Genomic DNA, 26,069 nt, shown 5'->3' on the forward strand with positions numbered 1-26,069 from the left:
CGGTTGAACGGTCGGTATAACGCGCATCACGTACAGACGTTTGGGGACATCCATGGCCAAATCCTTTACGGGTCGTAAACGTGTTCGGAAGAGCTTCGGGCGCATCCCGGAAGTCACCCAGATGCCCAACCTCATCGAGGTGCAGCGCAGCTCCTACGATCACTTCCTGCAAATGGACGTCGCCCCGGAAAAGCGGGCGAACCTGGGCCTGCAGGAAGTCTTCAAGTCGGTCTTCCCGATCAAGGACTTCTCCGACCGCGCGGTGCTGGATTTCGTCAAGTACGAGCTTGAGCAGCCGAAGTACGACGTCGAGGAATGCCAGCAGCGTGGCATGACCTTCGCCGCCCCGTTGAAGGTCACCCTGCGCCTGTCCGTGTTCGACGTCGAGGAGGACACCGGCCTCCGCTCGATCCGCGACATCAAGGAGCAGGACGTCTACATGGGCGACATGCCCCTGATGACGGCCAACGGCACCTTCGTCATCAACGGCACCGAGCGCGTCATCGTCTCCCAGATGCACCGCAGCCCGGGCGTCTTCTTCGACCATGACAAGGGCAAGACGCACGCGTCGGGCAAGTATCTCTTCGCCGCCCGCGTCATCCCCTACCGCGGTTCCTGGCTCGACTTCGAATTCGACGCCAAGGACCTCGTCTACGTCCGCATCGACCGCCGCCGCAAGCTGCCGGCGACCACGCTGCTGTTCGCCCTGGACGGCGCGGAGACCGAGGCGCTGCGCGCAGAGCGCAAGGCGAACCGCAAGGACCTGCTGCCCTACGAGGCGCAGGGCATGTCGAAGGAAGAGATCCTCAACTACTTCTACGACACCATCACCTACACCCGCTCCGCCGGCGGCTGGAAGACCCCGTTCAGCGCCGAGCGCATGAAGGGCGTCAAGCTGATCTCCGACCTCGTCGATGCCGCCACCGGCGCCGTCGTCGCCGAGGCTGGCGCCAAGATGACGCCGCGCGCCATCAAGAAGCTGGTCGAGGCCGGCCTGACCGAGCAGCAGGTCTCCACCGAGGAGCTGACCGGCCGCTACCTCGCCGTCGACATCATCAACGAGCGCACGGGCGAAGTCCTGTTCGAAGCCGGTGACGAGCTGTCGGCGAGCGACCTCGACAAGCTGGAGAAGACCGGCGTCGACGAGCTGCCGGTGCTGGCGATCGACCATCTGAACGTCGGCGCCTACATCCGCAACACCATGAATGCGGACCGCAACGCCAGCCGTGAAGACGCGCTGATCGACATCTACCGCGTCATGCGTCCGGGCGAGCCGCCGACCCTGGAGTCGGCCGAGGCGCTGTTCTCGGGCCTGTTCTTCGACAGCGAGCGCTACGACCTGTCGGCCGTCGGCCGCGTCAAGATGAACGCGCGTCTGAACTTCCAGACAGACGACCAGATGCGTGTCCTCCGCAAGGAAGACATCCTGGAGATCCTCAAGGTTCTGGTGAACCTGAAGGACGGCCGCGGCGAGATCGACGACATCGACCATCTCGGCAACCGCCGCGTCCGCTCGGTCGGCGAACTGATGGAGAACCAGTACCGCGTCGGCCTGCTGCGCATGGAACGTGCGATCCGCGAGCGCATGAGCTCGGTCGAGATCGACACGGTGATGCCGCACGACCTGATCAATGCCAAGCCGGCCGCCGCTGCCGTGCGCGAGTTCTTCGGTTCCTCGCAGCTGTCGCAGTTCATGGACCAGACCAACCCGCTGTCCGAGATCACGCACAAGCGTCGTCTCTCGGCCCTCGGGCCGGGCGGTCTGACCCGCGAGCGCGCCGGCTTCGAGGTGCGCGACGTGCACCCGACGCACTATGGCCGCATCTGCCCGATTGAGACGCCGGAAGGCCCGAACATCGGTCTGATCAACTCGCTGGCGACCTATGCCCGCGTGAACCAGTACGGCTTCATCGAGAGCCCCTACCGCAAGGTCATCGACGGCAAGGTCACCAACGAGGTGGTCTATCTGTCGGCGATGGAGGAGGGCCGCTACGTCGTCGCTCAGGCGAACGCCGAGCTGAACGCCGACAACAGCTTTGCCGCCGATCTGGTGTCCTGCCGGCAGGGCGGTGAATACCTGATGTTCCGGCCGGAAGCGATCGACCTGATCGACGTGTCGCCGAAGCAGCTGGTGTCCGTCGCCGCGGCGCTGATCCCGTTCCTGGAGAACGACGACGCCAACCGCGCGCTGATGGGCTCCAACATGCAGCGTCAGGCGGTGCCGCTGGTGAAGGCCGACGCCCCGCTCGTCGGCACCGGCATGGAGGCGACCGTCGCCCGCGACAGCGGCGTGACCATCGTCGCCAAGCGCTCGGGCGTGGTCGATCAGGTCGACGCCACCCGCATCGTCGTCCGCGCAACCGACAGCTCGGACAGCACGGCGCCGGGTGTGGACATCTACAACCTGCTGAAGTTCCAGCGGTCCAACCAGAACACCTGCATCACCCAGCGTCCGCTGGTGAAGGTCGGTGACCGGGTGAACGCCGGCGACATCGTGGCCGACGGCCCGTCGACCGATCTCGGCGAGCTGGCGCTCGGCCGCAATGTGCTCGTCGCGTTCATGCCGTGGAACGGCTACAACTTCGAGGACTCGATCCTCATCAACGAGCGTATCGTCAAGGACGACGTCTTCACCTCGATCCACATCGAGGAGTTCGAGGTCATGGCCCGCGATACCAAGCTGGGCCAGGAGGAAATCACCCGCGATATTCCGAACGTGGGTGAGGAGGCTCTGAAGAACCTCGACGAGGCCGGCATCGTCTATATCGGCGCCGAAGTCCGTCCGGGCGACATCCTGGTCGGCAAGGTCACGCCGAAGGGCGAAAGCCCGATGACGCCGGAAGAGAAGCTGCTGCGCGCCATCTTCGGCGAGAAGGCTTCGGACGTCCGCGACACCTCGCTGCGCCTGCCGCCTGGTGTGGTCGGCACCATTGTCGAGGTCCGCGTGTTCAGCCGCCGCGGCGTCGACAAGGACGAGCGCGCGCTTGCCATCGAACGGGCTGAAATCGAGAAGCTGGCCAAGGACCGCGACGACGAGCGCGGCATCCTGGAGCGCAGCTTCTACACCCGCCTGAAGGAAGTGCTGCTCGGCCAGACCGCGCAGTCCGGCCCGAAGGGCATGAAGGGCGGTACGGTCCTGACCGACGAGGTGCTGGCCGGCCTGTCGAAGGGCCTGTGGCGTCAGATCGCCATCGCCGACGAGCAGGTGATGGAGACCGTCGAGAACCTCGCCAAGGTGTTCGACGACTCGATCAAGGCCCTGCAGGACCGCTTCGAGAACAAGGTCGACAAGCTGCAGCGCGGTGACGAGCTGCCGCCGGGCGTCATGAAGATGGTCAAGGTCTTCGTCGCGGTGAAGCGCAAGCTGCAGCCGGGCGACAAGATGGCCGGCCGCCACGGCAACAAGGGTGTCGTCTCGCGCATCATCCCGCAGGAGGACATGCCCTATCTGGAGGACGGCACCCCCGTCGATCTGGTGCTGAACCCGCTGGGCGTGCCGTCGCGCATGAACGTCGGTCAGATCCTGGAAACCCACCTCGGTTGGGCGGCCTCGGGTCTCGGCAAGCAGATCGGCCGTGCGGTCGACCAGTATCGTCTGGCGATCCGTCAGAAGGCCGAAGGCGCTCCCCAGCTGGAGGCTCTGCGCAGCACGCTGAAGTCGGCGTACGGCGAGGTGACCTACAACGAGGACATCGCCGACATGACCGACGGCGAGCTGCTGGAGCTGGGCGGCAACCTGCGCAAGGGCGTGCCCTTCGCGACGCCGGTCTTCGACGGCGCCCGCGAGGAGGATATCTGCGTCCATCTGGAGCGCGCCGGCTTCGACCGGTCGGGCCAGTCGACGCTGATCGACGGCCGCACCGGCGAGACCTTCGACCGCAAGGTGACCGTCGGCTACATCTACATGCTGAAGCTGCACCACCTCGTGGACGACAAGATCCACGCCCGGTCGATCGGTCCTTACTCGCTGGTCACGCAGCAGCCGCTGGGCGGCAAGGCCCAGTTCGGCGGTCAGCGCTTCGGTGAGATGGAGGTCTGGGCGCTGGAAGCCTACGGCGCCGCCTACACGCTGCAGGAAATGCTGACGGTGAAGTCGGATGACGTGTCCGGCCGCACCAAGGTCTACGAGGCCATCGTCCGCGGCGACGACAACTTCGAGGCCGGCATTCCGGAGTCGTTCAACGTGCTGGTCAAGGAGCTGCGCTCGCTCGGCCTGAACGTCGAACTGAACCAGCGGTCCTACTGAGCCGAATTGACGTGACCAAACCCCGGAACGGCGTTTTCGCCGGTCCGGGGCCATGCACTGCCCTTAACCGACAACGCGGCGATGCCAGCGGGAGACGGTCATGAATGAGTTGATGAACATTTTCGGCCAGGTCCAGGGGCCGCAGAGCTTCGATCAGATCCGCATCCAGATCGCGAGCCCCGAGCGGATCCGGTCCTGGTCCTACGGCGAGATCAAGAAGCCGGAAACCATCAACTACCGCACCTTCAAGCCGGAGCGCGACGGCCTGTTCTGCGCCCGCATCTTCGGCCCGATCAAGGATTACGAGTGCTTGTGCGGCAAGTACAAGCGCATGAAGTATCGCGGCATCATCTGCGAGAAGTGCGGCGTCGAGGTCACGCTGTCGAAGGTCCGGCGCGAGCGCATGGGCCACATCGAGCTGGCGTCCCCGGTCGCGCACATCTGGTTCTTGAAGTCGCTGCCGAGCCGCATCGGCCTGCTGCTCGACATGACGCTCAAGGATCTGGAGCGCATCCTTTATTTCGAGAACTACGTCGTCATCGAACCGGGCCTCACCCCGCTCAAGCTGCATTCGCTGCTGAGCGAGGAAGAGTACATGAACGCCCAGGACGAATATGGCGAGGACGCCTTCACCGCGTCGATCGGTGCCGAGGCGCTGCGCATCATGCTGTCGGCGCTCGACCTCGACGAGGAGAAGAAGCGCTGCCGTGAGGATCTGCGCGACACCAACTCCGAGGCGAAGCGGAAGAAGCTGGTCAAGCGCCTGAAGCTGATCGACGCCTTCCTGGCCTCGCAGTCGCGCCCCGAATGGATGATCCTGGAAGTCATTCCGGTGATCCCGCCCGAGTTGCGTCCGCTGGTCCCGCTCGACGGCGGCCGCTTCGCCACGTCCGACCTGAACGACCTGTACCGCCGCGTCATCAACCGCAACAACCGTCTGAAGCGGCTGATCGAGCTGAAGGCGCCGGACATCATCGTCCGCAACGAGAAGCGCATGCTGCAGGAGGCCGTCGACGCTCTGTTCGACAACGGCCGCCGTGGCCGCGTCATCACCGGCGCCAACAAGCGTCCGCTGAAGTCGCTGTCCGACATGCTGAAGGGCAAGCAGGGCCGCTTCCGTCAGAACCTGCTCGGCAAGCGCGTCGACTACTCGGGCCGTTCGGTCATCGTCGTCGGTCCGGAGCTGAAGCTGCACCAGTGCGGCCTGCCGAAGAAGATGGCGCTGGAGCTGTTCAAGCCCTTCATCTACGCCAAGCTGGAGCTGTACGGTCTCGCCTCCACCATCAAGGCCGCCAAGCGGATGGTGGAAAAGGAGCGTCCCGAGGTTTGGGATATCCTGGAGGAGGTGATCCGCGAGCATCCGGTGATGCTGAACCGGGCGCCGACGCTGCACCGTCTCGGCATCCAGGCGTTCGAGCCGACGCTGATCGAGGGCAAGGCGATCCAGCTCCACCCGCTGGTCTGCACCGCCTTCAACGCCGACTTCGACGGCGACCAGATGGCCGTGCACGTCCCGCTGAGCCTCGAGGCCCAGCTGGAAGCGCGCGTCCTGATGATGTCGACCAACAACATCCTGTCGCCCGCCAACGGCAAGCCGATCATCGTGCCGTCGCAGGACATCGTGCTCGGCATCTACTACATCTCGATGGACCGCCCGGCTGAGAAGGGCGAGAACATGGTGTTCGCCAACGTCTCGGAAATCGAGCAGGCGTTGAACGCCAAGGTCCTGTCGATCCATGCGAAGATCAAGGCGCGCTATGTCGGCGTCGACGACGAGGGCAACGAGAAGATCAGCATCGTCGAGACGACGCCGGGCCGCATGCTCCTGTCGGAGATCCTGCCGCGTCACCCGAAGGTGCCCTTCTCGCTGATCAACCGCGTCCTGACCAAGAAGGACGTCGGCAACGTCATCGACGCCGTCTACCGCCACTGCGGCCAGAAGGAGACGGTGATCTTCGCCGATCGCCTGATGAAGCTCGGCTTCGGCCACGCCTGCCGCGCCGGCATCTCCTTCGGCAAGGACGACATGGTCATCCCCGCCGCCAAGGAGAAGCTGGTCAACGAGTCGAAGGAGCGGGTGAAGGAGTTCGAGCAGCAGTATCTCGACGGTCTGATCACCCAGGGCGAGAAGTACAACAAGGTCGTCGACGTGTGGTCGGAGTGCACCGAAAAGGTCGCCTCCGAGATGATGAAGTCGATCTCGACCACCGAAGCGGGCAAGCCGGTCAACTCGGTGTACATGATGGCCCACTCCGGTGCGCGTGGTTCCGCCGCGCAGATCCGTCAGCTGGCCGGCATGCGCGGCCTGATGGCCAAGCCGTCGGGCGAGATCATCGAGACACCGATCATCTCGAACTTCAAGGAAGGCCTGACCGTGCTGGAGTACTTCAACTCCACCCACGGCGCCCGCAAGGGCCTGGCCGACACCGCCTTGAAGACGGCGAACTCGGGTTACCTGACCCGTCGTCTGGTCGACGTGGCGCAGGACGCCATCATCGTCGAGCATGATTGCGGCACCGAGCGCGGCATCACCGTCAAGGCGGTGATCGACGGCGGCGAGGTCATCTCCCCGCTGGGCGACCGCATCCTCGGCCGCACCGCGGTAGGCGACGTGATCGATCCGCTGAACGGCGAGCTGATCATCGAGGACGGCGGCCTGATCGACGAGCCGACGGTCGACCGCATCGAGCGGTCGGGCATCGATTCGGTCAAGATCCGCTCGGTCCTGACCTGCGAGACCCGCGACGGCGTCTGCGCCAAGTGCTATGGCCGTGATCTGGCCCGCGGCACGCTGGTCAACACCGGCGAGGCGGTCGGCGTCATCGCGGCGCAGTCGATCGGCGAGCCGGGCACCCAGCTGACGATGCGTACCTTCCACATCGGCGGTGCGGCGCAGCGCGGTGCGGAGCAGAGCCAGATCGAGGCGGCGTTCGACGCGACGGTGCGGATCAACAACCGCAACGTCGTCATGAACTCGTCGGGCATTCCGGTCGTCATGGGCCGCAGCACCGAAGTGATCCTGCTCGACGAGCAGGGCCGCGAGCGGGCGCGTCACCGTGTGCCGTACGGTGCCAAGCTGTTGGCGGACGAGGGCGTCAAGGTCGAGCGCGGCGCCAAGCTGGCCGAGTGGGATCCCTACACCCTGCCGATCATCACCGAGCGCGCCGGTACCGCCCGCTACATCGACCTCGTGGAAGGCATCTCCATGCGCGAGGTGATGGACGAGGCGACGGGCATCAGCTCCAAGGTGGTGGTGGACTGGCGTCAGCAGCCGCGCGGTGCCGATCTGAAGCCGCGCATCGCGCTGGTGGATGACCGGGGCGAGCTGATCACCCTGCCGAACGGTCTGGAAGCCCGCTACTTCATGTCGGTGGACGCCATCCTGTCGGTCGAGAACGGCGCCGAGGTGAAGGCCGGTGACGTGCTGGCCCGTATCCCGCGCGAGTCGTCCAAGACCCGCGACATCACCGGCGGTCTGCCGCGCGTCGCCGAGCTGTTCGAGGCCCGTCGTCCGAAGGACTTCGCCATCATCTCGGAGATGAGCGGCCGCGTCGAATTCGGCAAGGACTACAAGACCAAGCGCCGCATCGTCGTCCGCAACGACGAGACCGGCGACGAGAAGGAGTATCTGATCCCGAAGGGCAAGCACATCTCCGTGCAGGAGGGTGACTATGTCGAACGCGGCGATCTGCTGATGGATGGCAACCCGGTGCCGCACGACATCCTGGCGGTGATGGGTGTGGAGGCCTTGGCCGACTACCTGATCAACGAAATCCAGGACGTCTATCGACTGCAAGGCGTGAAGATCAACGACAAGCACATCGAGGTGATCGTTCGCCAGATGCTGCAGAAGGTCGAGATCACCGACGCCGGCGAGACCACCTTCCTGGTGGGCGAGCAGGTCGACCGTCAGGAGTTCGACGAGGAGAACGAGAAGACCGTTGCGGAAGGCTTGCAGCCGGCGCACGGCCACCCGGTTCTCCAGGGCATCACCAAGGCCAGCCTGCAGACGCGGTCCTTCATCTCGGCCGCGTCGTTCCAGGAAACCACCCGCGTCCTCACGGAAGCGGCCGTCGGCGGCAAGGTCGACAACCTGGAAGGCCTGAAGGAGAACGTCATCGTCGGCCGTCTGATTCCGGCCGGCACGGGCTCCGTGGTGAACCGCCTGAAGCTGATCGCCGCCGAGCGTGACCGCGAAGCGGCCCTGGAGGCCGGCGCTCCGGAGGAAACTCCGGCCCTGCCGACCCCGGGTGAGGAAAGCTCCGCGGCCTGATCCGTCAGAGTGATTGAGCAGGGAAGGGGACGCGTTCCGAGAGGAACGCGCCCTTTTTCTTTGGGCTTTGCCGATTGAGAGCGGGGGCTTATTCAAGCCGCAATACCGTCCTTGACTCTCTCTCGACCTTTCCCTAAAGTCCGCGAACTTCAAAGGACCCATGGGGGAACCCGTGTGTCCGCTTGAATCCACCGATCCCGCCGGTCGGAGTCCTCCGATCGGCTTTCGCTCATTCAGCCCGCTCGGAACGGCAACGTTTCGCAGGCGGGCTTTTGCTTCGTCCGGCTCGTCCGGCCGAGTGATCTTGAAGGGATGAAGGGCAGATATGCCGACGATCAACCAGTTGATCCGTAAGCCGCGCGAGCCGTTGGCCGCGCGCAACAAGGTTCCCGCGATGGAGGCCTGCCCGCAGAAGCGTGGCGTCTGCACTCGCGTTTACACCACCACCCCGAAGAAGCCGAACTCGGCGCTCCGTAAGGTCGCCCGCGTTCGTCTGACGAACGGCTTCGAGGTGACGAGCTACATCCCTGGCGAGGGTCACAACCTCCAGGAACACTCGGTGGTCATGATCCGCGGCGGTCGTGTGAAGGATCTTCCCGGCGTTCGCTACCACATCATTCGCGGCACGCTGGATACCCAGGGCGTCAAGGATCGTAAGCAGCGTCGTTCGAAGTACGGCGCGAAGCGTCCGAAGTAAGGAGAACTCACGATGTCCCGTCGTCATCGCGCCGAGAAGCGTGAAGTCCTGCCGGACGCCAAGTATGGCGACCGCGTCCTGACGAAGTTCATGAACTGCCTGATGCTGGACGGCAAGAAGTCGGCCGCCGAAGGCATAGTCTATGGTGCGCTCGGCCGTATCGAGGTCAAGACCAAGAACGATCCCGTTCAGGTCTTCCACGACGCCCTCGCCAACGTGAAGCCGCACCTCGAAGTCCGCTCGCGCCGCGTCGGCGGTGCGACCTACCAGGTTCCGGTCGAGGTCCGTTCGGACCGCGCCCAGGCCCTGGCCATCCGGTGGCTGATCAGCGCCGCCCGCGCCCGCTCGGAAAACACCATGACCGAGCGTCTGTCGGGTGAGCTGCTCGACGCCGCCAGCCAGCGCGGCACTGCCGTGAAGAAGCGCGAAGACACGCACCGCATGGCGGAAGCCAACAAGGCGTTCTCGCACTACCGCTGGTAAGGTTCACGCCTGTCCTGGTGATTTTGCATGCCCCGTTCGCACGCCCTCGACCGTTACCGCAACATCGGCATCATGGCTCACATCGATGCCGGCAAGACGACGACGACCGAGCGCATCCTGTTCTATACCGGCAAGTCCTATCGCATGGGCGAGGTCAATGACGGCACCGCCGTCATGGACTGGATGGAGCAGGAGCAGGAGCGGGGCATCACCATCACTTCGGCGGCCACGACCTGTTTCTGGCGCGACCACCGCATCAATATCATCGATACGCCCGGCCACGTGGATTTCACCATCGAGGTCGAGCGGTCGTTGCGTGTTCTGGATGGCGCCGTTGCCATCTTCGATGCGGTTGCGGGGGTTGAGCCCCAGACCGAGACCGTGTGGCGGCAGGCCGACAAGTACGGCGTGCCCCGCATGGCTTTCGTCAACAAGATGGACCGCGTCGGCGCGGACTTCGCCGGCTGCGTCGCCAAGATGGCCGATCGATTGGGCGTGAAGCCGCTGGTTCTTCAATTGCCCATCGGCAGCGAAACCGGCTTTGCCGGGGTCGTCGATCTTGTGGCAATGCGCGCCACGATCTGGAAGGCCGAGACCCTCGGCGCCGAATTCGAACACAGAGACATTCCCGAGGAACTGGCCGGATCGGCAGCAAATGCCCGTCAGGCGCTGCTGGAGGCTGTACTCGACCTCGACGAGGCGGCAATGGCCGCCTATCTGGAGCGCGGCGAGGAGCCGGCGCCCGATGCGTTGCGCGCGCTGATCCGCAAGGGTACGATTTCCGGCGCCCTTGTCCCGGTTCTTTGCGGTTCCGCCTTCCGCAACAAGGGCATCCAGCCGATGCTCGATGCCGTGGTCGATTACTTGCCGGCGCCGAACGACATCGGCGCCGTGAAGGGCCACGCCGTTGGCGGCGAGCGGTCGGAAGAGCGTGCGGCCAACGACAGTGCTCCGTTCTCCGGCCTCGCCTTCAAGGTGATGAACGATCCCTATGTCGGGACGCTCACCTTCTGTCGCATCTATTCCGGTACCGCCAGCGTCGGCGATTCGCTGCTGAACCCGGTGAAGGGTGAGCGCGAGAAGATCGGCCGCATGTTGTTGATGCACGCCAACAGCCGCGAAGACATCGAGCGCGCCCATACCGGCGACATCGTGGCCTTCGCCGGTCTGGAGCAGACGGCGACCGGCGATACGCTGTGTGATCCGGCCAAGCCGATCGTGCTGGAACGCCTTGATGTCCCCGAGCCGGTGATCGAAATCGTGGTGGAGCCGCGAACCAACGCCGACCATGATCGGATGGCGGCTGCTTTGAACCGTCTTGGCCATGAGGACCCGTCGCTTCAGGTCTCGGTCGATCGAGAAAGTGGCCAGACGGTGATCCGCGGGATGGGCGAACTGCATCTCGACATCATCGTCGACCGCATGAAGCGCGAATTCCGCGTCGATGCCGCCGTCGGCGCCCCGAAGGTCGCCTATCGCGAAACCGTGATGCGCTCCGCCGAGATCGACCATGTCCATGCCCGCCAGACCGGTGACCGCGCACAGTTCGCGCGCGTGACGCTGAAGCTGGAGGCATTGGAGCGCGGCGCTGGTTTCGTTTTCGAGAACCGGGCGGCCGGCTTGCCGCGCGAGTTCGTCGCCGGCGTTCAGAAGGGGCTGGAGGCGGCGAAGGACAGCGGCGTCGTTGCCGGCTATCCGGTGGTCGACGTGAAGGTGACCCTGACCGGCGGCGAGGCGCATGACGTCGACAGCTCGCCGCTGGCCTTCGAACTTGCGGCGCGGACTGCCTTCCGCGAGGCTATGACAAAGGCTGCTCCGGTGCTGTTGGAACCGCTGATGCGGGTCGAAATCATCACGCCGGACGACTATATGGGCGATGTCATCGGTGACCTGAACGGTCGCCGCGGACAGATCACCGGCATGGATCAGCGCGGGAACGCGCGAATCGTCACGGGACTGGTTCCCTTGGCGGCCATGTTCGGCTATGTGAACTCCCTGCGCTCCATGAGTCAGGGCCGTGCGCAGTACAGCATGCAGTTCGACCATTATGAGCCGGTGCCACAGGCCATCGCGGACGGCGTCCGCGCCAAGGTGGCCTGAAGACCGCTGGAACGATTGAGAAACGGAGAGACCACCCCATGGCGAAGGCAAAGTTCGAGCGGAACAAGCCGCACTGCAACGTTGGCACGATCGGCCACGTCGACCACGGCAAGACGTCGCTGACGGCGGCGATCACGAAGGTGCTGGCGGAGTCCGGCGGCGCCACCTTCACCGCTTACGACCAGATCGACAAGGCGCCGGAAGAGAAGGCGCGCGGCATCACGATCTCGACGGCGCACGTCGAGTACGAGACGACCAACCGCCACTACGCGCACGTCGACTGCCCCGGCCACGCCGACTATGTGAAGAACATGATCACGGGCGCCGCCCAGATGGACGGCGCGATCCTGGTCGTGTCGGCCGCTGACGGCCCGATGCCGCAGACCCGCGAGCACATCCTGCTGGCCCGCCAGGTTGGCGTTCCGGCGCTGGTCGTGTTCATGAACAAGGTCGACATGGTCGACGATCCGGAGCTGCTGGAGCTGGTCGAGCTGGAAGTTCGCGAGCTGCTGTCCTCCTACCAGTTCCCGGGCGACGACATTCCGATCACCAAGGGCTCGGCCCTGTGCGCCCTGGAAGACCGTCAGCCGGAGATCGGCCGTGACGCCGTCCTGGCGCTGATGAAGACGGTGGACGAGTACATCCCGCAGCCGGAGCGTCCGAAGGACCGTCCGTTCCTGATGCCGATCGAAGACGTGTTCTCGATCTCGGGCCGCGGCACCGTGGTGACCGGCCGTGTCGAGCGCGGCATCGTGAAGGTCGGTGACGAAGTCGAGATCGTCGGCCTGAAGGCGACGGTGAAGACGACGGTGACCGGCGTCGAGATGTTCCGCAAGCTGCTCGACTCGGGTGAGGCCGGCGACAACATCGGCGCGCTGCTGCGCGGCACGAAGCGCGAGGACGTCGAGCGCGGCCAGGTTCTGGCCAAGCCGGGTTCGATCACCCCGCACACCAAGTTCAAGGCCGAAGCCTACATCCTGACGAAGGAAGAGGGCGGCCGCCACACCCCGTTCTTCACCAACTACCGTCCGCAGTTCTACTTCCGTACGACGGACGTGACGGGCATGGTGTCGCTGCCGGAAGGCGTCGAGATGGTGATGCCGGGCGACAACGTCGCCATGGAAGTGGCGCTGATCGCCCCGATCGCCATGGACGAGGGCCTGCGCTTCGCCATCCGCGAGGGTGGTCGCACCGTGGGCGCCGGCGTCGTTGCCAAGATCGTCGAGTGACGACCCGTCCGGCTCCGCCGCAGGGTGACGGCCGGAAGGGAAGGGCGTTGGGAGCGATCCTGCCGCCGGTTGTAAGTAGAGACGGGCCGTCTTCCCCGCGCAAGCGGGATGAGCGGCCCGCCCGGTTCTAGCCATCGGGCGTCGGTGTTCGGAGCCGTCCGCCTGTCAAGCCAGCTTCCTCCGATCCGGGGGGAGATTCAGGATTGACACGCGGGCGCTGAACGCCTAGAGATTACGCCCTCTGGATTTGGGTTGGTGGTAGGCAGCTTCGGCCTAGACGCAGCCCGAGACGAACGGCACGGCGCGCCTCCCAGTGGGGCGCGCCGTCTGCTGATCGAAACATCCCCTCCGCGCGATCCGCGCAGGGGATGTTTCTTTTCGTATCGGCCCGTCGCATCGGTCACAGTGCCGCCCGTCAACCCCGCTTCGGTGGTTCGGCGCGCGGCCTTGCGCTGTCGGCGATGCCCCAAAGCAAGCTCGTGGAGTTCCGGTGACGCGTCCGCGTCATCGCTAGAAGGTGCAAGGGACGTTTGGACATGGACAGCCAGAACATCCGCATCCGTCTGAAGGCGTTCGATCATCGCGTGCTCGACCAGTCGACCAGCGAGATCGTCAACACCGCCAAGCGGACCGGCGCGCGCGTGCGGGGCCCGATTCCCCTGCCGACGCACATCGAAAAGTTCACCGTGAACCGCTCGCCGCACATCGACAAGAAGTCGCGCGAGCAGTTCGAGATCCGCACCCACAAGCGCCTGCTCGACATCGTCGATCCGACGCCGCAGACCGTGGATGCGCTGATGAAGCTCGACCTCGCCGCCGGCGTCGACGTCGAGATCAAGCTCTGATTTTGGTTGGTAAGGGACCTCTCCGGTAAGCGGATGTCCCTGGTCAGGAGATAAAGAACAATGCGATCCGGTTTGATCGCGCAGAAGGTCGGCATGACCCGCGTCTTCACGGACGACGGCCAGCATGTTCCGGTCACTGTGCTGAAAGTCGACAGCTGCCAGGTCGTCGCCGTTCGTACCGAGGACAAGGATGGCTACACCGCCGTCCAGCTCGGCGCGGGCGCCATCAAGGTCAAGAACGTCAACAAGCCTGAGCGTGGGCATTTCGCCAAGGCGCGTGTGGAACCGAAGCGCAAGCTGGTCGAGTTCCGCGTCGATGCCGATGCCCTGATCGAGGTCGGTGCCGAGCTGTCGGCCGCCCACTTCGTCGCCGGCCAGTACGTCGACGTCACCGGCACCTCCATCGGCAAGGGCTTTGCCGGTGCGATGAAGCGCTGGAACTTCGGTGGTCTGCGCGCCACGCACGGCGTGTCGGTGTCGCACCGTTCGCACGGTTCGACGGGTAACCGTCAGGATCCCGGCAAGGTCTTCAAGAACAAGAAGATGGCCGGCCATCTCGGTGACGAGCGGGTCACGGTCCTGAACCTGCAGGTCGTCGCCGTCGACGAAGCCCGTGGTCTGATCATGCTCAAGGGTGCCGTCCCCGGCGCCGAGGGCGGTTGGCTGCGCATCCGTGACGCCGTCAAGAAGAAGGCTCCGGAAGGCCTGCCCTTCCCGGCCGGCATCAAGTCTGCTCCGGCGGCGGAAGCCCCGGCCGAGACGCAGGAGTGAGCGCCATGAAGGCCACGATCAAGAATCTGAACAACGAAGCCGTCGGCGAGATCGAGCTGTCGGACGCCGTGTTCGGTCTGCCGGCCCGCACCGACCTGCTGGCCCGCATGGTGAACTGGCAGCTGGCCAAGCGCCGCTCCGGCAACCACAAGACCAAGGGCATCAGCGAGATCAGCGGCACGACCAAGAAGCCCTACGGGCAGAAGGGCACCGGCCGGGCTCGTCAGGGCTCCATCCGTTCGCCGCAGTTCCGCGGCGGTGCGACCATCTTCGGGCCGGTGGTGCGTTCGCACGCCCACGACCTGACCAAGAAGGTCCGCAAGCTGGCGCTCAAGACCGCCCTGTCGGCCAAGGCCGCCGAGGGCAAGCTGATCGTCCTGGAGGCTGCGGCCGCCGAGACGCACAAGACCAAGGAACTGGCGGCCCGTCTCGCCACCCTCGGCCTGACTTCGGCGCTGATCATCGATGGCTCGAACCTGGACGAGAACTTCGCCAAGGCTTCGCGCAACATCCCGCTGATCGACGTGCTGCCGGAGCAGGGTGCGAACGTCTACGACATTCTCCGCCGCGATACGCTGGTCCTGACCCGCAACGCGGTCGAGCAACTGGAGGCTCGCCTGAAATGAGCAAGCAGTCGAAACCTGCGGTGAGCCAGGAGCGGATGTACGACCTGATCCTCGCTCCCGTCATCACCGAGAAGTCGACGTTGGTGTCGGAGCACAACCAGGTCACGTTCCGCGTGCCGCTCACGGCCTCCAAGCCGGAGATCAAGGCCGCCGTTGAAGGTCTCTTCAACGTCAAGGTGACCGCGGTCAACACCCTGGTTTCCAAGGGCAAGACCAAGCGGTTCCGCGGCACCATCGGCCGTCGCTCGGACTTCAAGAAGGCCGTCGTCACCCTCGCCGAGGGTAACAAGATCGACGTGACCACGGGCATCTGAGCGGGAGTGTGATCCGATGGCTCTGAAGCAATACCGCCCGATTACTCCGTCGCTCCGCCAGTTGGTCATCGTCGACCGCTCGGAGCTGTGGAAGGGCAAGCCGGTCAAGACCCTCACCGAGGGCCTGACCAAGTCCGGCGGCCGCAACAACACCGGCCGCATCACTGCGCGCCGCATGGGTGGCGGTCACAAGCGTACCTACCGTCTGGTGGACTTCAAGCGTCGCAAGTTCGACGTTCCGGCCACCGTCGAGCGGCTGGAATACGATCCGAACCGCACGGCCTTCATCGCGCTGATCAAGTACCAGGATGGGACGCTGTCCTACATCCTGGCGCCGCAGCGCCTGAAGGTCGGCGACACCGTGATCTCCGGCGAGCGCACCGACGTGAAGCCCGGCAACGCGATGCCGCTGAAGAACATCCCGGTCGGTTCGATCGTGCACAATGTCGAGCTGAAGGCCGGCAAGGGTGGTCAGGTGGCTCGGTCCGCTGGCACCTACCTGCAGCTGGTCGGCCGCGACGGCGGCTATGCCCAGCTGAAGCTGCCCTCGGGCGAGCTGCGCATGGTTCGTGGCGAGTGCATGGCCACCCTGGGTGCCGTGTCCAACCCGGACCAGATGAACACCAACCTTGGCAAGGCCGGTCGCAACCGCTGGCTCGGCGTGCGTCCGTCGGTCCGTGGCGTCGCCATGAACCCGATCGACCACCCGCATGGTGGTGGTGAGGGTCGCACCTCGGGCGGCCGTCATCCGGTCACGCCGTGGGGCAAGCCGACCAAGGGCAAGAAGACTCGTCACAACAAGAAGACGGATGGCCTGATCCTGCGCCGCCGTCATTCGAAGTAAGGAGGTCGAACGATGGCACGCTCCGTTTGGAAGGGCCCGTTCGTCGACGGCTATCTGCTGAAGAAGGCGGACAAGAGCCGGGCTTCGGGCCGCAACGAGATCATCAAGATCTGGTCGCGTCGTTCGACCATCCTGCCGCAGTTCGTCGGTCTGACGTTCGGCGTCTACAACGGCCACAAGTTCCTGCCGGTTCTGGTTACCGAGCACATGATCGGTCACAAGTTCGGCGAGTTCGCTCCGACGCGGACCTTCTATGGCCACGCGGCGGACAAGAAGGCGAAGAGGAAGTAAGCCATGGGCAAGTCTGCCAACCCCAGCCGGGTCGCGGAGAACGAGGCTCTGGCCCGCAATCCGATGATCCGCACCAGCCCGCGGAAGCTCAACCTCGTCGCCCAGCTGATCCGGAACATGGATGCCAGCCGCGCCGTGGCCGAGCTGACCTTCTCCAAGCGCCGCATCGCCGGCGAAGTGAAGAAGGTTCTGCAGGCCGCGATCGCGAACGCCGAGAACAACCACCAGCTCGACGTCGACCGTCTCTACGTGTCGTCGGCGACGGTCGGTCGCGCTCTGGTGATGAAGCGCTTCCACGCCCGTGCCCGCGGTCGCGGCGCCCGGGTCGAGAAGCTGTTCAGCAACCTGACGATCATCGTTCGCGAGCGTGACGCCGCCGTTGCCGAGGGGGCCGAGTAATGGGTCAGAAAATCAATCCGATCGGGCTGCGCCTCGGCATCAACCGGACCTGGGACAGCCGTTGGTTCGCCAAGCGCGACTACGCCAATCTGCTGCATCAGGACCTGAAGCTGCGCGGCTATCTGCAGGGTCGCCTGCAGCAGGCCGGTTGCTCGCGCGTCGTGATCGAACGTCCGGCCAAGAAGGCCCGCATCACCATCCACTCGGCCCGTCCGGGCGTGGTGATCGGCAAGAAGGGCGCGGACATCGAGAAGCTGCGTCTTGAGCTGTCGAAGATGACCGGCAGCGAGGTGAGCCTGAACATCGTCGAGATCCGCAAGCCGGAAATCGACGCTCGCCTCATCGCCGAGAACATCGCCAGCCAGCTCGAGCGCCGTGTGGCATTTCGTCGCGCCATGAAGCGCGCCGTGCAGTCCGCCATGCGTCTGGGCGCCCAGGGCATCCGGATCAACTGCTCGGGCCGCCTCGGCGGTGCGGAAATCGCCCGCATGGAGTGGTACCGCGAAGGCCGCGTTCCGCTGCACACCCTGCGCGCCGACATCGATTACGGTGTGGGCACCGCCAAGACCACCTACGGCACCTGCGGTGTCAAGGTGTGGGTGTTCAAGGGCGAGGTCATGGCTCACGATCCGATGGCGCAGGACAAGCGCATGGGGTCCGAGCCGGTGTCGACCGACGGCGAGCCGCGCCGCGAGCGGCACGATCGCCGCGACCGTCGCGAGCGCTCCGAGCGCTCCGAACGCGAGTAAAGGGGCCGAGCGATGCTTTCTCCCAAGCGCACGAAATTCCGTAAGGCCCACAAGGGCCGCATCCACGGCAACGCCAAGGGCGGCACCGCCCTGAATTTCGGCTCCTTCGGCCTGAAGGCCCTGGAGCCGGAGCGCATCACCGCCCGTCAGATCGAAGCGGCCCGCCGCGCGATCACCCGCGCGATGAAGCGTCAGGGCCGCGTCTGGATCCGCATTTTCCCGGACCTCCCGGTCTCCACCAAGCCCGCCGAAGTCCGCATGGGTTCCGGTAAGGGTTCGCCGGAGTACTGGGCGGCCCGCGTGAAGCCCGGCCGCATCCTGTTTGAACTGGACGGCGTGCCGGCAGATGTGGCAAAAACCGCCTTCGCTCTGGCGGCCGCGAAGCTGCCGATCAAGGTGAAGCTGGTGACCCGCCTGGGCGGTGTCGAGGAGACCGCGGCATGAAGGCCGTAGACATTCGTACGAAGAGCGCGGACGAGCTGAACGATCAGCTCCTCCAGCTCAAGAAGGAGCAATTCAACCTGCGTTTCCAGAAGGCCTCCGGCCAGCTGGAGAACACCGCGCGGGTGAACACGGTGCGCCGCGACATCGCCCGCATCAAGACCATCCTCGGCGAGCGTGCCCGCTCCGCCGACGCCGGCAAGTAAGGGGGATCATCCATGCCTCGCCGCGTTCTGCAGGGCACGGTGGTCAGCGACAAGTGCGACAAGACCGTTACGGTTCTTGTCGAGCGCCGTGTCATGCACCCCGTGTACAAGAAGTTCATTCGTCAGTCGAAGAAGTACGCCGCCCACGATGAGGGCAACCAGTTCAAGGTCGGCGATACCGTTTCGATCATCGAATGCCGCCCGATCTCGAAGTCCAAGCGTTGGACGGTCGTGACGGAGTCCGCCGCCGACAGCGGCGCCGCGTGATAACGAAAGGTCGTAAACAATGATCCAGATGCAAACCAACCTGGAAGTCGCCGATAACAGCGGGGCGCGCCGGGTGCAGTGCATCAAGGTGCTTGGCGGGTCCAAGCGGAAGGTCGCGACCGTGGGCGACGTCATCGTCGTCTCGGTCAAGGAGGCCATTCCGAAGGGCCGCGTCAAGAAGGGCGACGTGCATCGCGCCGTCATCGTCCGCACCGCGAAGGAACTGCGTCGGGAGGACGGGTCGGCGATCCGTTTCGACCGTAATGCCGCCGTGCTGATCAACAAGCAGGGCGAGCCGATCGGCACCCGTATCTTCGGGCCGGTCACTCGCGAGCTGCGCGGCAAGAAGTTCATGAAGATCATCTCGCTGGCGCCGGAGGTGCTGTAATGGCCGCCAAGATCAAGACCAAGGACAAGGTCGTTGTCCTGACCGGCCGTGACAAGGGCAAGACCGGCGAGGTGTTGAAGGTTTTCCCCAAGGAGAACCGTGCCGTTGTGCAGGGCGTGAACGTGGTGAAGAAGCACCAGCGTGCCAGCGCCCGCTCGCAGGGTGGCATCATCGAGATGGAGGCGCCGATCAACGTCTCCAATCTCGCTCACGTCGATCCCAAGGATGGCAAGCCGACCCGCGTCGGTTTCAAGATCCTTGAGGATGGCCGCAAGGTGCGTGTCGCCAAGCGGTCCGGCGAAGTCATTGACCTGTGAGGACCCGGGCATGACCGCACGTCTGAAAGAAGTTTACGATTCCAAGATCCGCGCCGCTCTGAAGTCGGAATTCGGCTACAAGAACGACCTGGAAGTTCCGCGGATCGAGAAGATCGTGGTCAACATGGGTGTTGGCGAGGCTGTCGCCGACTCCAAGAAGATCCAGCTCGCCGTGGCCGAGATGGCCGCCATCACCGGCCAGAAGCCGGTGGTGACCAAGTCGCGCAAGTCGATCGCCCAGTTCAAGCTGCGCGAAGGCATGGCGATCGGCTGCAAGGTCACGCTCCGTCGCGACCGCATGTACGAGTTCCTGGATCGCCTGGTGACGATTGCGTTGCCGCGCGTCCGTGACTTCCGTGGCATCCCGGGTGACAGCTTTGACGGCCGTGGCAACTATGCCATGGGCGTCAAGGAACAGATCATTTTCCCGGAGATCGATTACGACAAGATCGATCAGATCCGCGGCATGGACATCATCATCGTCACTTCGGCGAAGACCGACCAGGAAGCCAAGGCTCTCCTGAAGGGCTTCGACATGCCGTTCGTGAGCTGAGGCTGGAGCACGACCATGGCTAAGACCAGTGCCATCGAAAAGAACAAGCGTCGCGCCAAGCTGGCCAAGCAGTACGCGAACAAGCGTGCGCGCCTTAAGGCCATCGCGAACGACAAGACCCTCCCGCCGGAAGAGCAATTCGCTGCCCGCCTCAAGCTGGCCGAACTGCCGCGCAACTCCTCGAAGGTGCGCATCCGGAACCGCTGCGAAATGACCGGGCGTCCGCGCGCGTTCTATCGCAAGTTCAAGCTGTCCCGCGTCACGCTCCGTGAACTGGCCTCGACCGGCCAGATCCCGGGCATGACGAAGTCGAGCTGGTAAGGAGGGTCCGAGAATGTCTTTGAGCGATCCGCTCGGCGATATGCTGACCCGCATCCGCAACGGTCAGCACGCCCGCATGTCCGTTGTGGTTTCCCCGGCGTCTAAGCTGCGTGTCAATGTCCTGGAAGTTCTGAAGCGTGAAGGCTTCATCCGCGGCTGGTCCGAGGAAGAACTGCGTCCGGGCGTCAAGAACCTGAAGATCGAGCTGAAGTACCACGAAGGCGAGCCTGTCATTAAGCAGATCGCCCGTGTGTCGAAGCCCGGCCGTCGCGTCTATTCGAAGATCGCCGACCTGCCCCGTGTCTACAACGGGCTCGGTCTGTCGATCCTGTCGACCCCGCGCGGCGTGATGTCGGACAATGAGGCCCGCGCCGCCAACGTTGGCGGTGAAGTCCTCTGCCGCGTGTTCTAAGGGGGATTGGCAGATGTCGCGCATTGGCAAGCATCCCGTGCCGGTCCCGGCTGGCGTCGACGTGAAGGTCGACGGTCAGCAGGTCACGGCCAAGGGCAAGCTGGGGCAACTCAGCCTGACCCTGATCGACGACATCACCGCCTCGCTGGAAGACGGCAAGGTGGTGGTGAAGCCGGCAAACGACAGCAAGCGCGCCCGCGTCATGTGGGCGACCTCGCGCACCCTGATCAACAACATGGTCACCGGTGTCAGCCAGGGTTACACGATCAACCTGGAAATCAACGGCGTCGGTTACCGCGCCGCCGTGCAGGGCAAGGAGCTGGTTCTCCAGCTCGGCTTCTCGCACGACGTCAAGTACCCGATCCCGGAAGGCATCACGATCAAGTGCGACAAGCCGACGGCCATCTCGGTCAGCGGCTACGACAAGCACAAGGTCGGCCAGGTTGCCGCCGAGATCCGCGGTTGGAAGAAGCCGGAGCCCTACAAGGGCAAGGGCATCAAGTACGAGACCGAAACCATCCTGCGCAAGGAAGGTAAGAAGAAGTAACCGCCATGCTGAAGCCAAAGCAACTCCACGAGCGCCGCAAGCAGCGCGTGCGCGCGCAGATTGCCAAGAAGGCCGGCGGGCGCGTTCGCCTCTCGGTCTTCCGGTCCAATCTGCACATCTACGCCCAGATCATCGACGACGAAAATGGCAAGACGCTCGCGTCCGCCTCGTCGCTCGAGAAGGAGCTGCGCGAGCAGCTCAAGCACGGCGGCAACGTCGATGCTGCCAAGCGCATCGGCGGCCTGATCGCCGAGCGCGCCAAGGCCGCTGGGATTACCGAGGTCGTGTTCGACCGCGGTGGTTACATTTACCATGGCCGGGTCAAGGCCCTGGCCGACGCCGCCCGTGAGGGCGGGCTGTCGTTCTAAGGAGGCCCGGATATGGCACGTGAACGTGGGGAGCGGGACAACCGCGACCGGCAGCCGCGCGAGCGGGAAGAAAGCGAGCTGATCGAAAAGCTCGTCGGCATCAACCGCGTCGCCAAGGTGGTCAAGGGTGGTCGTCGCTTCGGCTTCGCCGCTCTGGTCGTCGTCGGCGACGGCAAGGGCCGCGTCGGCGTCGGTTCGGGCAAGGCCCGCGAGGTCCCGGAAGCCATCCGCAAGGCGACCGATCAGGCCAAGCGCGGCATGATCCGTGTTCCGCTGCGCGAAGGCCGCACGCTGCATCACGACACCAACGGTCACTTCGGTGCCGGCAAGGTCGTGCTGCGGGCCGCTCCGGCCGGTACCGGCATCATCGCCGGTGGTCCGATGCGCGCGATCTTCGAGGCTCTCGGCGTCGCTGACGTCGTGACCAAGTCGATCGGCACGTCGAACCCGCACAACATGATCAAGGCGACCTTCGACGCCCTGACCCAGGTCACCAGCCCGCGGTCGGTCGCGGCGCGTCGTGGTCGTCGCGTGAGCGACATCCTCGGCCGTCGTGAGGCCGGCGCCGGACAGGAGGCCTGATCATGGCGGAGAAGAAGACCGTCGTCGTGACCCAGATCGGCAGCCCGATCGGCCGCAAGCACGACCAGCGCGAAACGCTGGTCGGTCTGGGTCTCAACAAGCTGCACCGGACCCGCGAGCTGGAGGACACTCCAGCCGTGCGGGGCATGATCGCCAAGGTCGCGCACCTGGTCCGCGTCGAGAACGAGGGCTGAGATCATGACCAAGCTGAATGACCTGCGTGACAACGCCGGTGCCCGCAAGGCGCGCATGCGCGTCGGTCGCGGTATCGGTTCGGGCAAGGGCAAGACCGCTGGCCGCGGCGTGAAGGGTCAGACCTCGCGCACCGGCGTGGCGATCAACGGCTTCGAAGGCGGGCAGATGCCTCTGCACCGCCGCCTGCCGAAGCGCGGTTTCCGGAACATCTTCGCCAAGGAATACTCGGTGGTTAACCTGGGCATGGTCCAGAAGGCCATCGACCTGGGCAAGCTGAACGCCGCCGAGACCATCGATGCCGCGGCGCTCAACGCCGCCGGCGTCACCGGCAAGGTGAAGAAGGACGGTGTCCGTCTGCTGGGCAAGGGCGAGCTGACCGCGAAGGTGTCCTTCACGGTCGCCGGCGCGTCCAAGTCGGCGATCGAGGCCGTCGAGAAGGCGGGTGGCAGCGTCACGCTGACCGCTCCCGCCGCCGAAGCCGCCGAGTAAAGTTCCGCGACAAGCCCGTGCTTGCGTACGGGCTTTCGGGGCACTACAAAAAGCGAAGTCGCGAGGGGCGGCCTGCGTCATGCAGTGCCGCCCCGTTCGCGCTTACGGGACAGGGATTGGACCATGGCATCAGCGGCCGAGCAGCTTGCCGCCAACATCAATTTCGGGGCTTTCTCCAAGGCGACCGAGCTGAAAAAGCGGATTTGGTTCACCTTGGCGGCCCTGATCGTCTATCGGCTGGGCACCTACATCCCGATTCCGGGCATTGATCCGCACATCCTGCAGGACGTTTTCAAGCAGCAGGGCAGCGGCATCCTCGGCATGTTCGACATGCTGGCCGGTGGTGCGCTCCACCGCATGACCATCTTCGCGCTCAACATCATGCCGTACATCTCGGCGTCCATCATCGTGCAGTTGCTGACCGCCGTGTCGCCGCAGATGGAAGCCATGAAGAAGGAAGGCGAGGCGGGGCGCAAGAAACTGAACCAGTATACCCGATTCGGCACCGTCGTCCTCGCCACCGTCCAGGCTTACGGCCTCGCGGTCGGGCTCGAGGCGATGCGCGGCTCCACGGGTGCGGCGGTTCTCGATCCAGGGCTGTTCTTCCGCATCGCCACGGTCATCACGCTGGTCGGCGGCACCATGTTCCTGATGTGGCTGGGCGAGCAGATCACCGCGCGCGGCATCGGCAACGGCACCTCGCTGATCATCTTCGCCGGCATCGTCGCGGAACTGCCGCGCGCGCTGGTCAACACGCTGGAACTCGGCCGGCAGGGCGCGTTGTCCACGGTCTTCATCATCCTGATGCTGGTGATGGCGGTCGGTGTGGTGTTCTTCATCGTCTTCATGGAGCGCGCCCAGCGCCGCCTGCTGGTGCAGTACCCGAAGCGTCAGGTCGGCAACCGGGTGTTCGGTGGCGAAGCGTCGCACCTGCCGCTGAAGATGAACACGGCCGGCGTCATCCCGCCGATCTTCGCGTCGTCGCTGCTGCTGCTGCCGCTGACCGCGGTCGGCTTCGCCGGCGGCGAGGGGCCGGAGTGGCTGCAGGCGGTGTCGCGCTACGTCGCGCACGGCACGCCGCTCTATATGCTGCTCTACGCCTCGCTGATCGTGTTCTTCTGCTTCTTCTACACCGCCATCGTCTTCAACCCGACGGAGACGGCCGACAACCTGCGTAAGTATGGCGGCTTCATCCCGGGCATCCGTCCGGGCAAGAACACCGCCGACCACATCGACTATGTGCTGACGCGGCTGACGGTCATCGGCTCCGCCTACCTTGTGGCGGTTTGTCTCCTCCCCGAAATCCTGATATCCCAGCACTCGGTTCCGTTTTATTTTGGCGGCACCAGCCTGCTGATCGTGGTCACCGTCACGATGGACACGGTCGCGCAGATTCATTCCCACCTGCTGGCCCACCAGTATGAGGGATTGATCAAGAAATCGAAGCTTCGGGGGAGAAAGTAATGAACCTCATACTGCTCGGTCCGCCGGGCGCCGGGAAGGGGACCCAGGCGCGCCGTCTGGAAGACACTCGTGGTCTGGTGCAGTTGTCGACCGGCGACATGCTCCGCGCCATGGTGGCGGAAGGCGGGCCGCTCGGGCAGCAGGCGAAGGAGATCATGGCCGCCGGCAAGCTGATGCCGGACGAGCTGATGGTCAGCATGATCGCCGAGCGCATTTCCAAGCCCGACGTCAAGAACGGCTTCATCCTCGACGGGTTCCCGCGCACCGTGGCCCAGGCCGAGGCGCTCGATCGGATGCTGGACGAGAAGGGCCTGAAGCTCGACCATGTGGTCGAGATGCGGGTGGTCGACGACGTGCTGGTTGAGCGCATCACCGGCCGTTACACCTGCGCCAAGTGCGGCAAGGGCTATCACGACAGCTTCGAGAAGCCGAAGGTCGAGGGCGTCTGCGATGTCTGCGGCAGCACCGAGTTCAAGCGGCGCGCCGATGACAATGCGGAGACGGTGACGACCCGTCTGGCCCAGTACCACCAGCAGACAGCGCCGATCCTGCCCTATTACCAGGGCCGCGGCGTGCTGAAGGTGGTTGACGGCATGGCCGACATCGATGAGGTGACCAAGCAGATCGAGACGATCCTCGCCAGCTGAGGACAGTCACCGATCGCAAGGTAAAGGCCGCAGTCTCCGTCGGGAGGCTGCGGCCTTCTCGTTTTGCGGACAATTCAGGGCGCGAGCGGGTCAGGCGCCGGCGCTGTCGGAGGAGGGCGTGGCGTCGGTCGCGCCTTCCGTCCCGCCATTCGTCCCGCCGGCGGGATGCTCCGACATGGTGCGGTAGCGCGCCAGGATCCAGCCGAGATGCGCGGTGACCGCACTGGCGGCTGCATCGGGATCGCGCCGGGCGATGGCCTGATGGATGGCACGGTGGTGCTCGATCATCAGCGCCTCATGGTTTTCCATGAAGGGCTCGGTGTGCTTCATCTCGACCATGTTGCCGAGGATGTCGCGGATGGTCGACAGCAGGTGCAGATAGACCGGGCTGCCGGAAGCCTGGGCGACGGCGACGTGGAAGTCCATGTCGTCCGCCGCGCGTCCACCGTCGCGGTTGGTCTCGCTCATCGCCGCCAGGATGCGGCCGATGGTGTCGATCTGCTCCTGCGTGGCCCGCTCTGCTGCACGCCGGGCGGCCCAGCTTTCCAGCGCCATGCGGATTTCCACGAGGTCGCAGAGGTTCTGGTGGGTGCTGCGCACCATCGCGGTGAGGGCGCCGTCCATGACGCCGGCCGAGGAGACCACGCGGGTGCCGCCGCCCTGGACGGCGGTGAGGAAGCCCTGGGTCTTCAGCTTTTGCAAGGCGGCGCGGACGGAGACGCGGCTGACATGCAGCTGCTCGGCCAGCTGGCGTTCCCCCGGCAGACGCTCGCCCGGCACCAGCTCGCCACGCGCGATGCGGTCGAGAAGCTGTTGTGCCACCCACTCCGAAATCCGCTGGGAAGAGGAGGGGACGTGAGCGCTGTCGTCGGTGCCGGGCACGGGTTGTTCCCCTTTGGTCGGAAAGCGGTTCATGGCTGATTGGTCATACCGGTAACGGTCCCGGCGGGTGCGGTCAATGGGCCACAGACACGCTGCGGCGCCTTGCCCGTGCGATGGAAAAAC

General features: G+C 64.9%; 30 protein-coding genes. 29 read left to right on the plus strand and 1 reads right to left on the minus strand.

What is annotated here, in order from left to right:
- The first annotated feature begins 52 nt into the window (after positions 1-52).
- The 29 genes from rpoB to E6C72_RS06975 all read left to right on the plus strand — a co-directional run bounded on the left by rpoB (position 53) and on the right by E6C72_RS06975 (position 25,064).
- The gene (gene rpoB / locus E6C72_RS06835; protein WP_109865359.1) at positions 53-4,246 is read left to right on the plus strand and encodes a DNA-directed RNA polymerase subunit beta; all 4,194 of its coding nucleotides are present in this window, start codon (positions 53-55) and stop codon (positions 4,244-4,246) included.
- Positions 4,247-4,346: 100 nt separating this feature from the next.
- Positions 4,347-8,519 (plus strand): DNA-directed RNA polymerase subunit beta', encoded by a 4,173-nt coding sequence (gene rpoC / locus E6C72_RS06840; protein ID WP_109865360.1) that lies wholly within the window; start codon positions 4,347-4,349, stop codon positions 8,517-8,519.
- A 325-nt stretch (positions 8,520-8,844) separates the two neighbouring features.
- Entirely contained in the window at positions 8,845-9,216 is a 372-nt protein-coding gene (gene rpsL / locus E6C72_RS06845; RefSeq protein WP_012973201.1) for a 30S ribosomal protein S12, read from the plus strand.
- 12 nt (positions 9,217-9,228) lie between these two features.
- A complete protein-coding gene (gene rpsG, locus E6C72_RS06850) occupies positions 9,229-9,699 on the plus strand; it encodes a 30S ribosomal protein S7 (protein WP_012973202.1) in 471 nt (156 codons plus the stop codon).
- Between the two features lie 27 nt (positions 9,700-9,726).
- Complete coding sequence (gene fusA, locus E6C72_RS06855; RefSeq protein ID WP_109865361.1) at positions 9,727-11,799, plus strand: elongation factor G; 2,073 nt, start codon at positions 9,727-9,729, stop codon at positions 11,797-11,799.
- A 38-nt stretch (positions 11,800-11,837) separates the two neighbouring features.
- Complete coding sequence (tuf, locus tag E6C72_RS06860) at positions 11,838-13,028, plus strand: elongation factor Tu (protein ID WP_014246875.1); 1,191 nt, start codon at positions 11,838-11,840, stop codon at positions 13,026-13,028.
- Between the two features lie 536 nt (positions 13,029-13,564).
- Positions 13,565-13,873, plus strand: a complete 309-nt coding sequence (gene rpsJ / locus E6C72_RS06865) for a 30S ribosomal protein S10 (RefSeq protein ID WP_012973204.1) — start codon at positions 13,565-13,567, stop codon at positions 13,871-13,873.
- 60 nt (positions 13,874-13,933) lie between these two features.
- Positions 13,934-14,644: a 50S ribosomal protein L3 gene (gene rplC / locus E6C72_RS06870; protein ID WP_063633867.1), complete on the plus strand. Its 711-nt coding sequence runs from the start codon at positions 13,934-13,936 to the stop codon at positions 14,642-14,644.
- Between the two features lie 5 nt (positions 14,645-14,649).
- Positions 14,650-15,270, plus strand: coding sequence for a 50S ribosomal protein L4 (gene rplD, locus E6C72_RS06875; protein WP_109154401.1), 621 nt, complete (start codon positions 14,650-14,652; stop codon positions 15,268-15,270).
- Positions 15,267-15,584 (plus strand): 50S ribosomal protein L23, encoded by a 318-nt coding sequence (locus E6C72_RS06880; RefSeq protein ID WP_012973207.1) that lies wholly within the window; start codon positions 15,267-15,269, stop codon positions 15,582-15,584. The genes rplD and E6C72_RS06880 overlap by 4 nt, the downstream gene beginning before the upstream one ends.
- A gap of 16 nt (positions 15,585-15,600) precedes the next feature.
- Positions 15,601-16,428: a 50S ribosomal protein L2 gene (gene rplB, locus E6C72_RS06885; RefSeq protein ID WP_042694104.1), complete on the plus strand. Its 828-nt coding sequence runs from the start codon at positions 15,601-15,603 to the stop codon at positions 16,426-16,428.
- A 12-nt stretch (positions 16,429-16,440) separates the two neighbouring features.
- Complete coding sequence (gene rpsS / locus E6C72_RS06890; protein WP_012973209.1) at positions 16,441-16,719, plus strand: 30S ribosomal protein S19; 279 nt, start codon at positions 16,441-16,443, stop codon at positions 16,717-16,719.
- A gap of 3 nt (positions 16,720-16,722) precedes the next feature.
- Positions 16,723-17,118 (plus strand): 50S ribosomal protein L22, encoded by a 396-nt coding sequence (rplV, locus tag E6C72_RS06895; protein WP_012973210.1) that lies wholly within the window; start codon positions 16,723-16,725, stop codon positions 17,116-17,118.
- Positions 17,118-17,867, plus strand: a complete 750-nt coding sequence (gene rpsC / locus E6C72_RS06900) for a 30S ribosomal protein S3 (protein ID WP_012973211.1) — start codon at positions 17,118-17,120, stop codon at positions 17,865-17,867. The genes rplV and rpsC overlap by 1 nt, the downstream gene beginning before the upstream one ends.
- A gap of 12 nt (positions 17,868-17,879) precedes the next feature.
- The gene (rplP, locus tag E6C72_RS06905) at positions 17,880-18,311 is read left to right on the plus strand and encodes a 50S ribosomal protein L16 (RefSeq protein WP_014246894.1); all 432 of its coding nucleotides are present in this window, start codon (positions 17,880-17,882) and stop codon (positions 18,309-18,311) included.
- Positions 18,308-18,514 (plus strand): 50S ribosomal protein L29, encoded by a 207-nt coding sequence (rpmC, locus tag E6C72_RS06910; protein ID WP_012973213.1) that lies wholly within the window; start codon positions 18,308-18,310, stop codon positions 18,512-18,514. The genes rplP and rpmC overlap by 4 nt, the downstream gene beginning before the upstream one ends.
- Before the next feature lie 12 nt (positions 18,515-18,526).
- Positions 18,527-18,781 (plus strand): 30S ribosomal protein S17, encoded by a 255-nt coding sequence (gene rpsQ / locus E6C72_RS06915; RefSeq protein ID WP_042694099.1) that lies wholly within the window; start codon positions 18,527-18,529, stop codon positions 18,779-18,781.
- Between the two features lie 19 nt (positions 18,782-18,800).
- Positions 18,801-19,169 (plus strand): 50S ribosomal protein L14, encoded by a 369-nt coding sequence (gene rplN / locus E6C72_RS06920; protein WP_012973215.1) that lies wholly within the window; start codon positions 18,801-18,803, stop codon positions 19,167-19,169.
- Positions 19,169-19,486, plus strand: coding sequence for a 50S ribosomal protein L24 (gene rplX / locus E6C72_RS06925; protein WP_014246896.1), 318 nt, complete (start codon positions 19,169-19,171; stop codon positions 19,484-19,486). The genes rplN and rplX overlap by 1 nt, the downstream gene beginning before the upstream one ends.
- Positions 19,487-19,496: 10 nt before the next feature.
- Positions 19,497-20,039 carry a 50S ribosomal protein L5 gene (rplE, locus tag E6C72_RS06930; protein WP_012973217.1) on the plus strand — a complete coding sequence of 181 codons (543 nt, stop codon included), beginning with the start codon at positions 19,497-19,499 and terminating at the stop codon, positions 20,037-20,039.
- A gap of 15 nt (positions 20,040-20,054) precedes the next feature.
- Positions 20,055-20,360, plus strand: coding sequence for a 30S ribosomal protein S14 (gene rpsN, locus E6C72_RS06935; protein WP_012973218.1), 306 nt, complete (start codon positions 20,055-20,057; stop codon positions 20,358-20,360).
- Positions 20,361-20,373: 13 nt separating this feature from the next.
- Positions 20,374-20,772: a 30S ribosomal protein S8 gene (gene rpsH / locus E6C72_RS06940; RefSeq protein WP_042694090.1), complete on the plus strand. Its 399-nt coding sequence runs from the start codon at positions 20,374-20,376 to the stop codon at positions 20,770-20,772.
- Positions 20,773-20,785: 13 nt separating this feature from the next.
- Positions 20,786-21,319, plus strand: a complete 534-nt coding sequence (gene rplF / locus E6C72_RS06945; protein ID WP_012973220.1) for a 50S ribosomal protein L6 — start codon at positions 20,786-20,788, stop codon at positions 21,317-21,319.
- A gap of 5 nt (positions 21,320-21,324) precedes the next feature.
- A complete protein-coding gene (gene rplR / locus E6C72_RS06950; protein WP_063633870.1) occupies positions 21,325-21,687 on the plus strand; it encodes a 50S ribosomal protein L18 in 363 nt (120 codons plus the stop codon).
- A 12-nt stretch (positions 21,688-21,699) separates the two neighbouring features.
- Positions 21,700-22,269, plus strand: coding sequence for a 30S ribosomal protein S5 (gene rpsE, locus E6C72_RS06955; RefSeq protein WP_014246902.1), 570 nt, complete (start codon positions 21,700-21,702; stop codon positions 22,267-22,269).
- A 2-nt stretch (positions 22,270-22,271) separates the two neighbouring features.
- Positions 22,272-22,463, plus strand: coding sequence for a 50S ribosomal protein L30 (rpmD, locus tag E6C72_RS06960; RefSeq protein ID WP_014246903.1), 192 nt, complete (start codon positions 22,272-22,274; stop codon positions 22,461-22,463).
- 4 nt (positions 22,464-22,467) lie between these two features.
- Positions 22,468-22,953, plus strand: coding sequence for a 50S ribosomal protein L15 (gene rplO, locus E6C72_RS06965; RefSeq protein WP_109051337.1), 486 nt, complete (start codon positions 22,468-22,470; stop codon positions 22,951-22,953).
- 123 nt (positions 22,954-23,076) lie between these two features.
- Positions 23,077-24,417 (plus strand): preprotein translocase subunit SecY, encoded by a 1,341-nt coding sequence (gene secY, locus E6C72_RS06970; RefSeq protein WP_109442514.1) that lies wholly within the window; start codon positions 23,077-23,079, stop codon positions 24,415-24,417.
- Positions 24,417-25,064 carry an adenylate kinase gene (locus E6C72_RS06975; protein ID WP_109442515.1) on the plus strand — a complete coding sequence of 216 codons (648 nt, stop codon included), beginning with the start codon at positions 24,417-24,419 and terminating at the stop codon, positions 25,062-25,064. The genes secY and E6C72_RS06975 overlap by 1 nt, the downstream gene beginning before the upstream one ends.
- Positions 25,065-25,154: 90 nt before the next feature.
- Here the strand turns inward: E6C72_RS06975 and E6C72_RS06980 are convergent, their stop codons facing one another.
- Positions 25,155-25,946 carry a FadR/GntR family transcriptional regulator gene (locus E6C72_RS06980; protein ID WP_247882029.1) on the minus strand — a complete coding sequence of 264 codons (792 nt, stop codon included), beginning with the start codon at positions 25,944-25,946 and terminating at the stop codon, positions 25,155-25,157.
- Between the last annotated feature and the right edge of the window lie 123 nt (positions 25,947-26,069).

The organism is Azospirillum sp. TSH100, from assembly GCF_004923295.1.
Classification (GTDB): Bacteria; Pseudomonadota; Alphaproteobacteria; order Azospirillales; family Azospirillaceae; genus Azospirillum.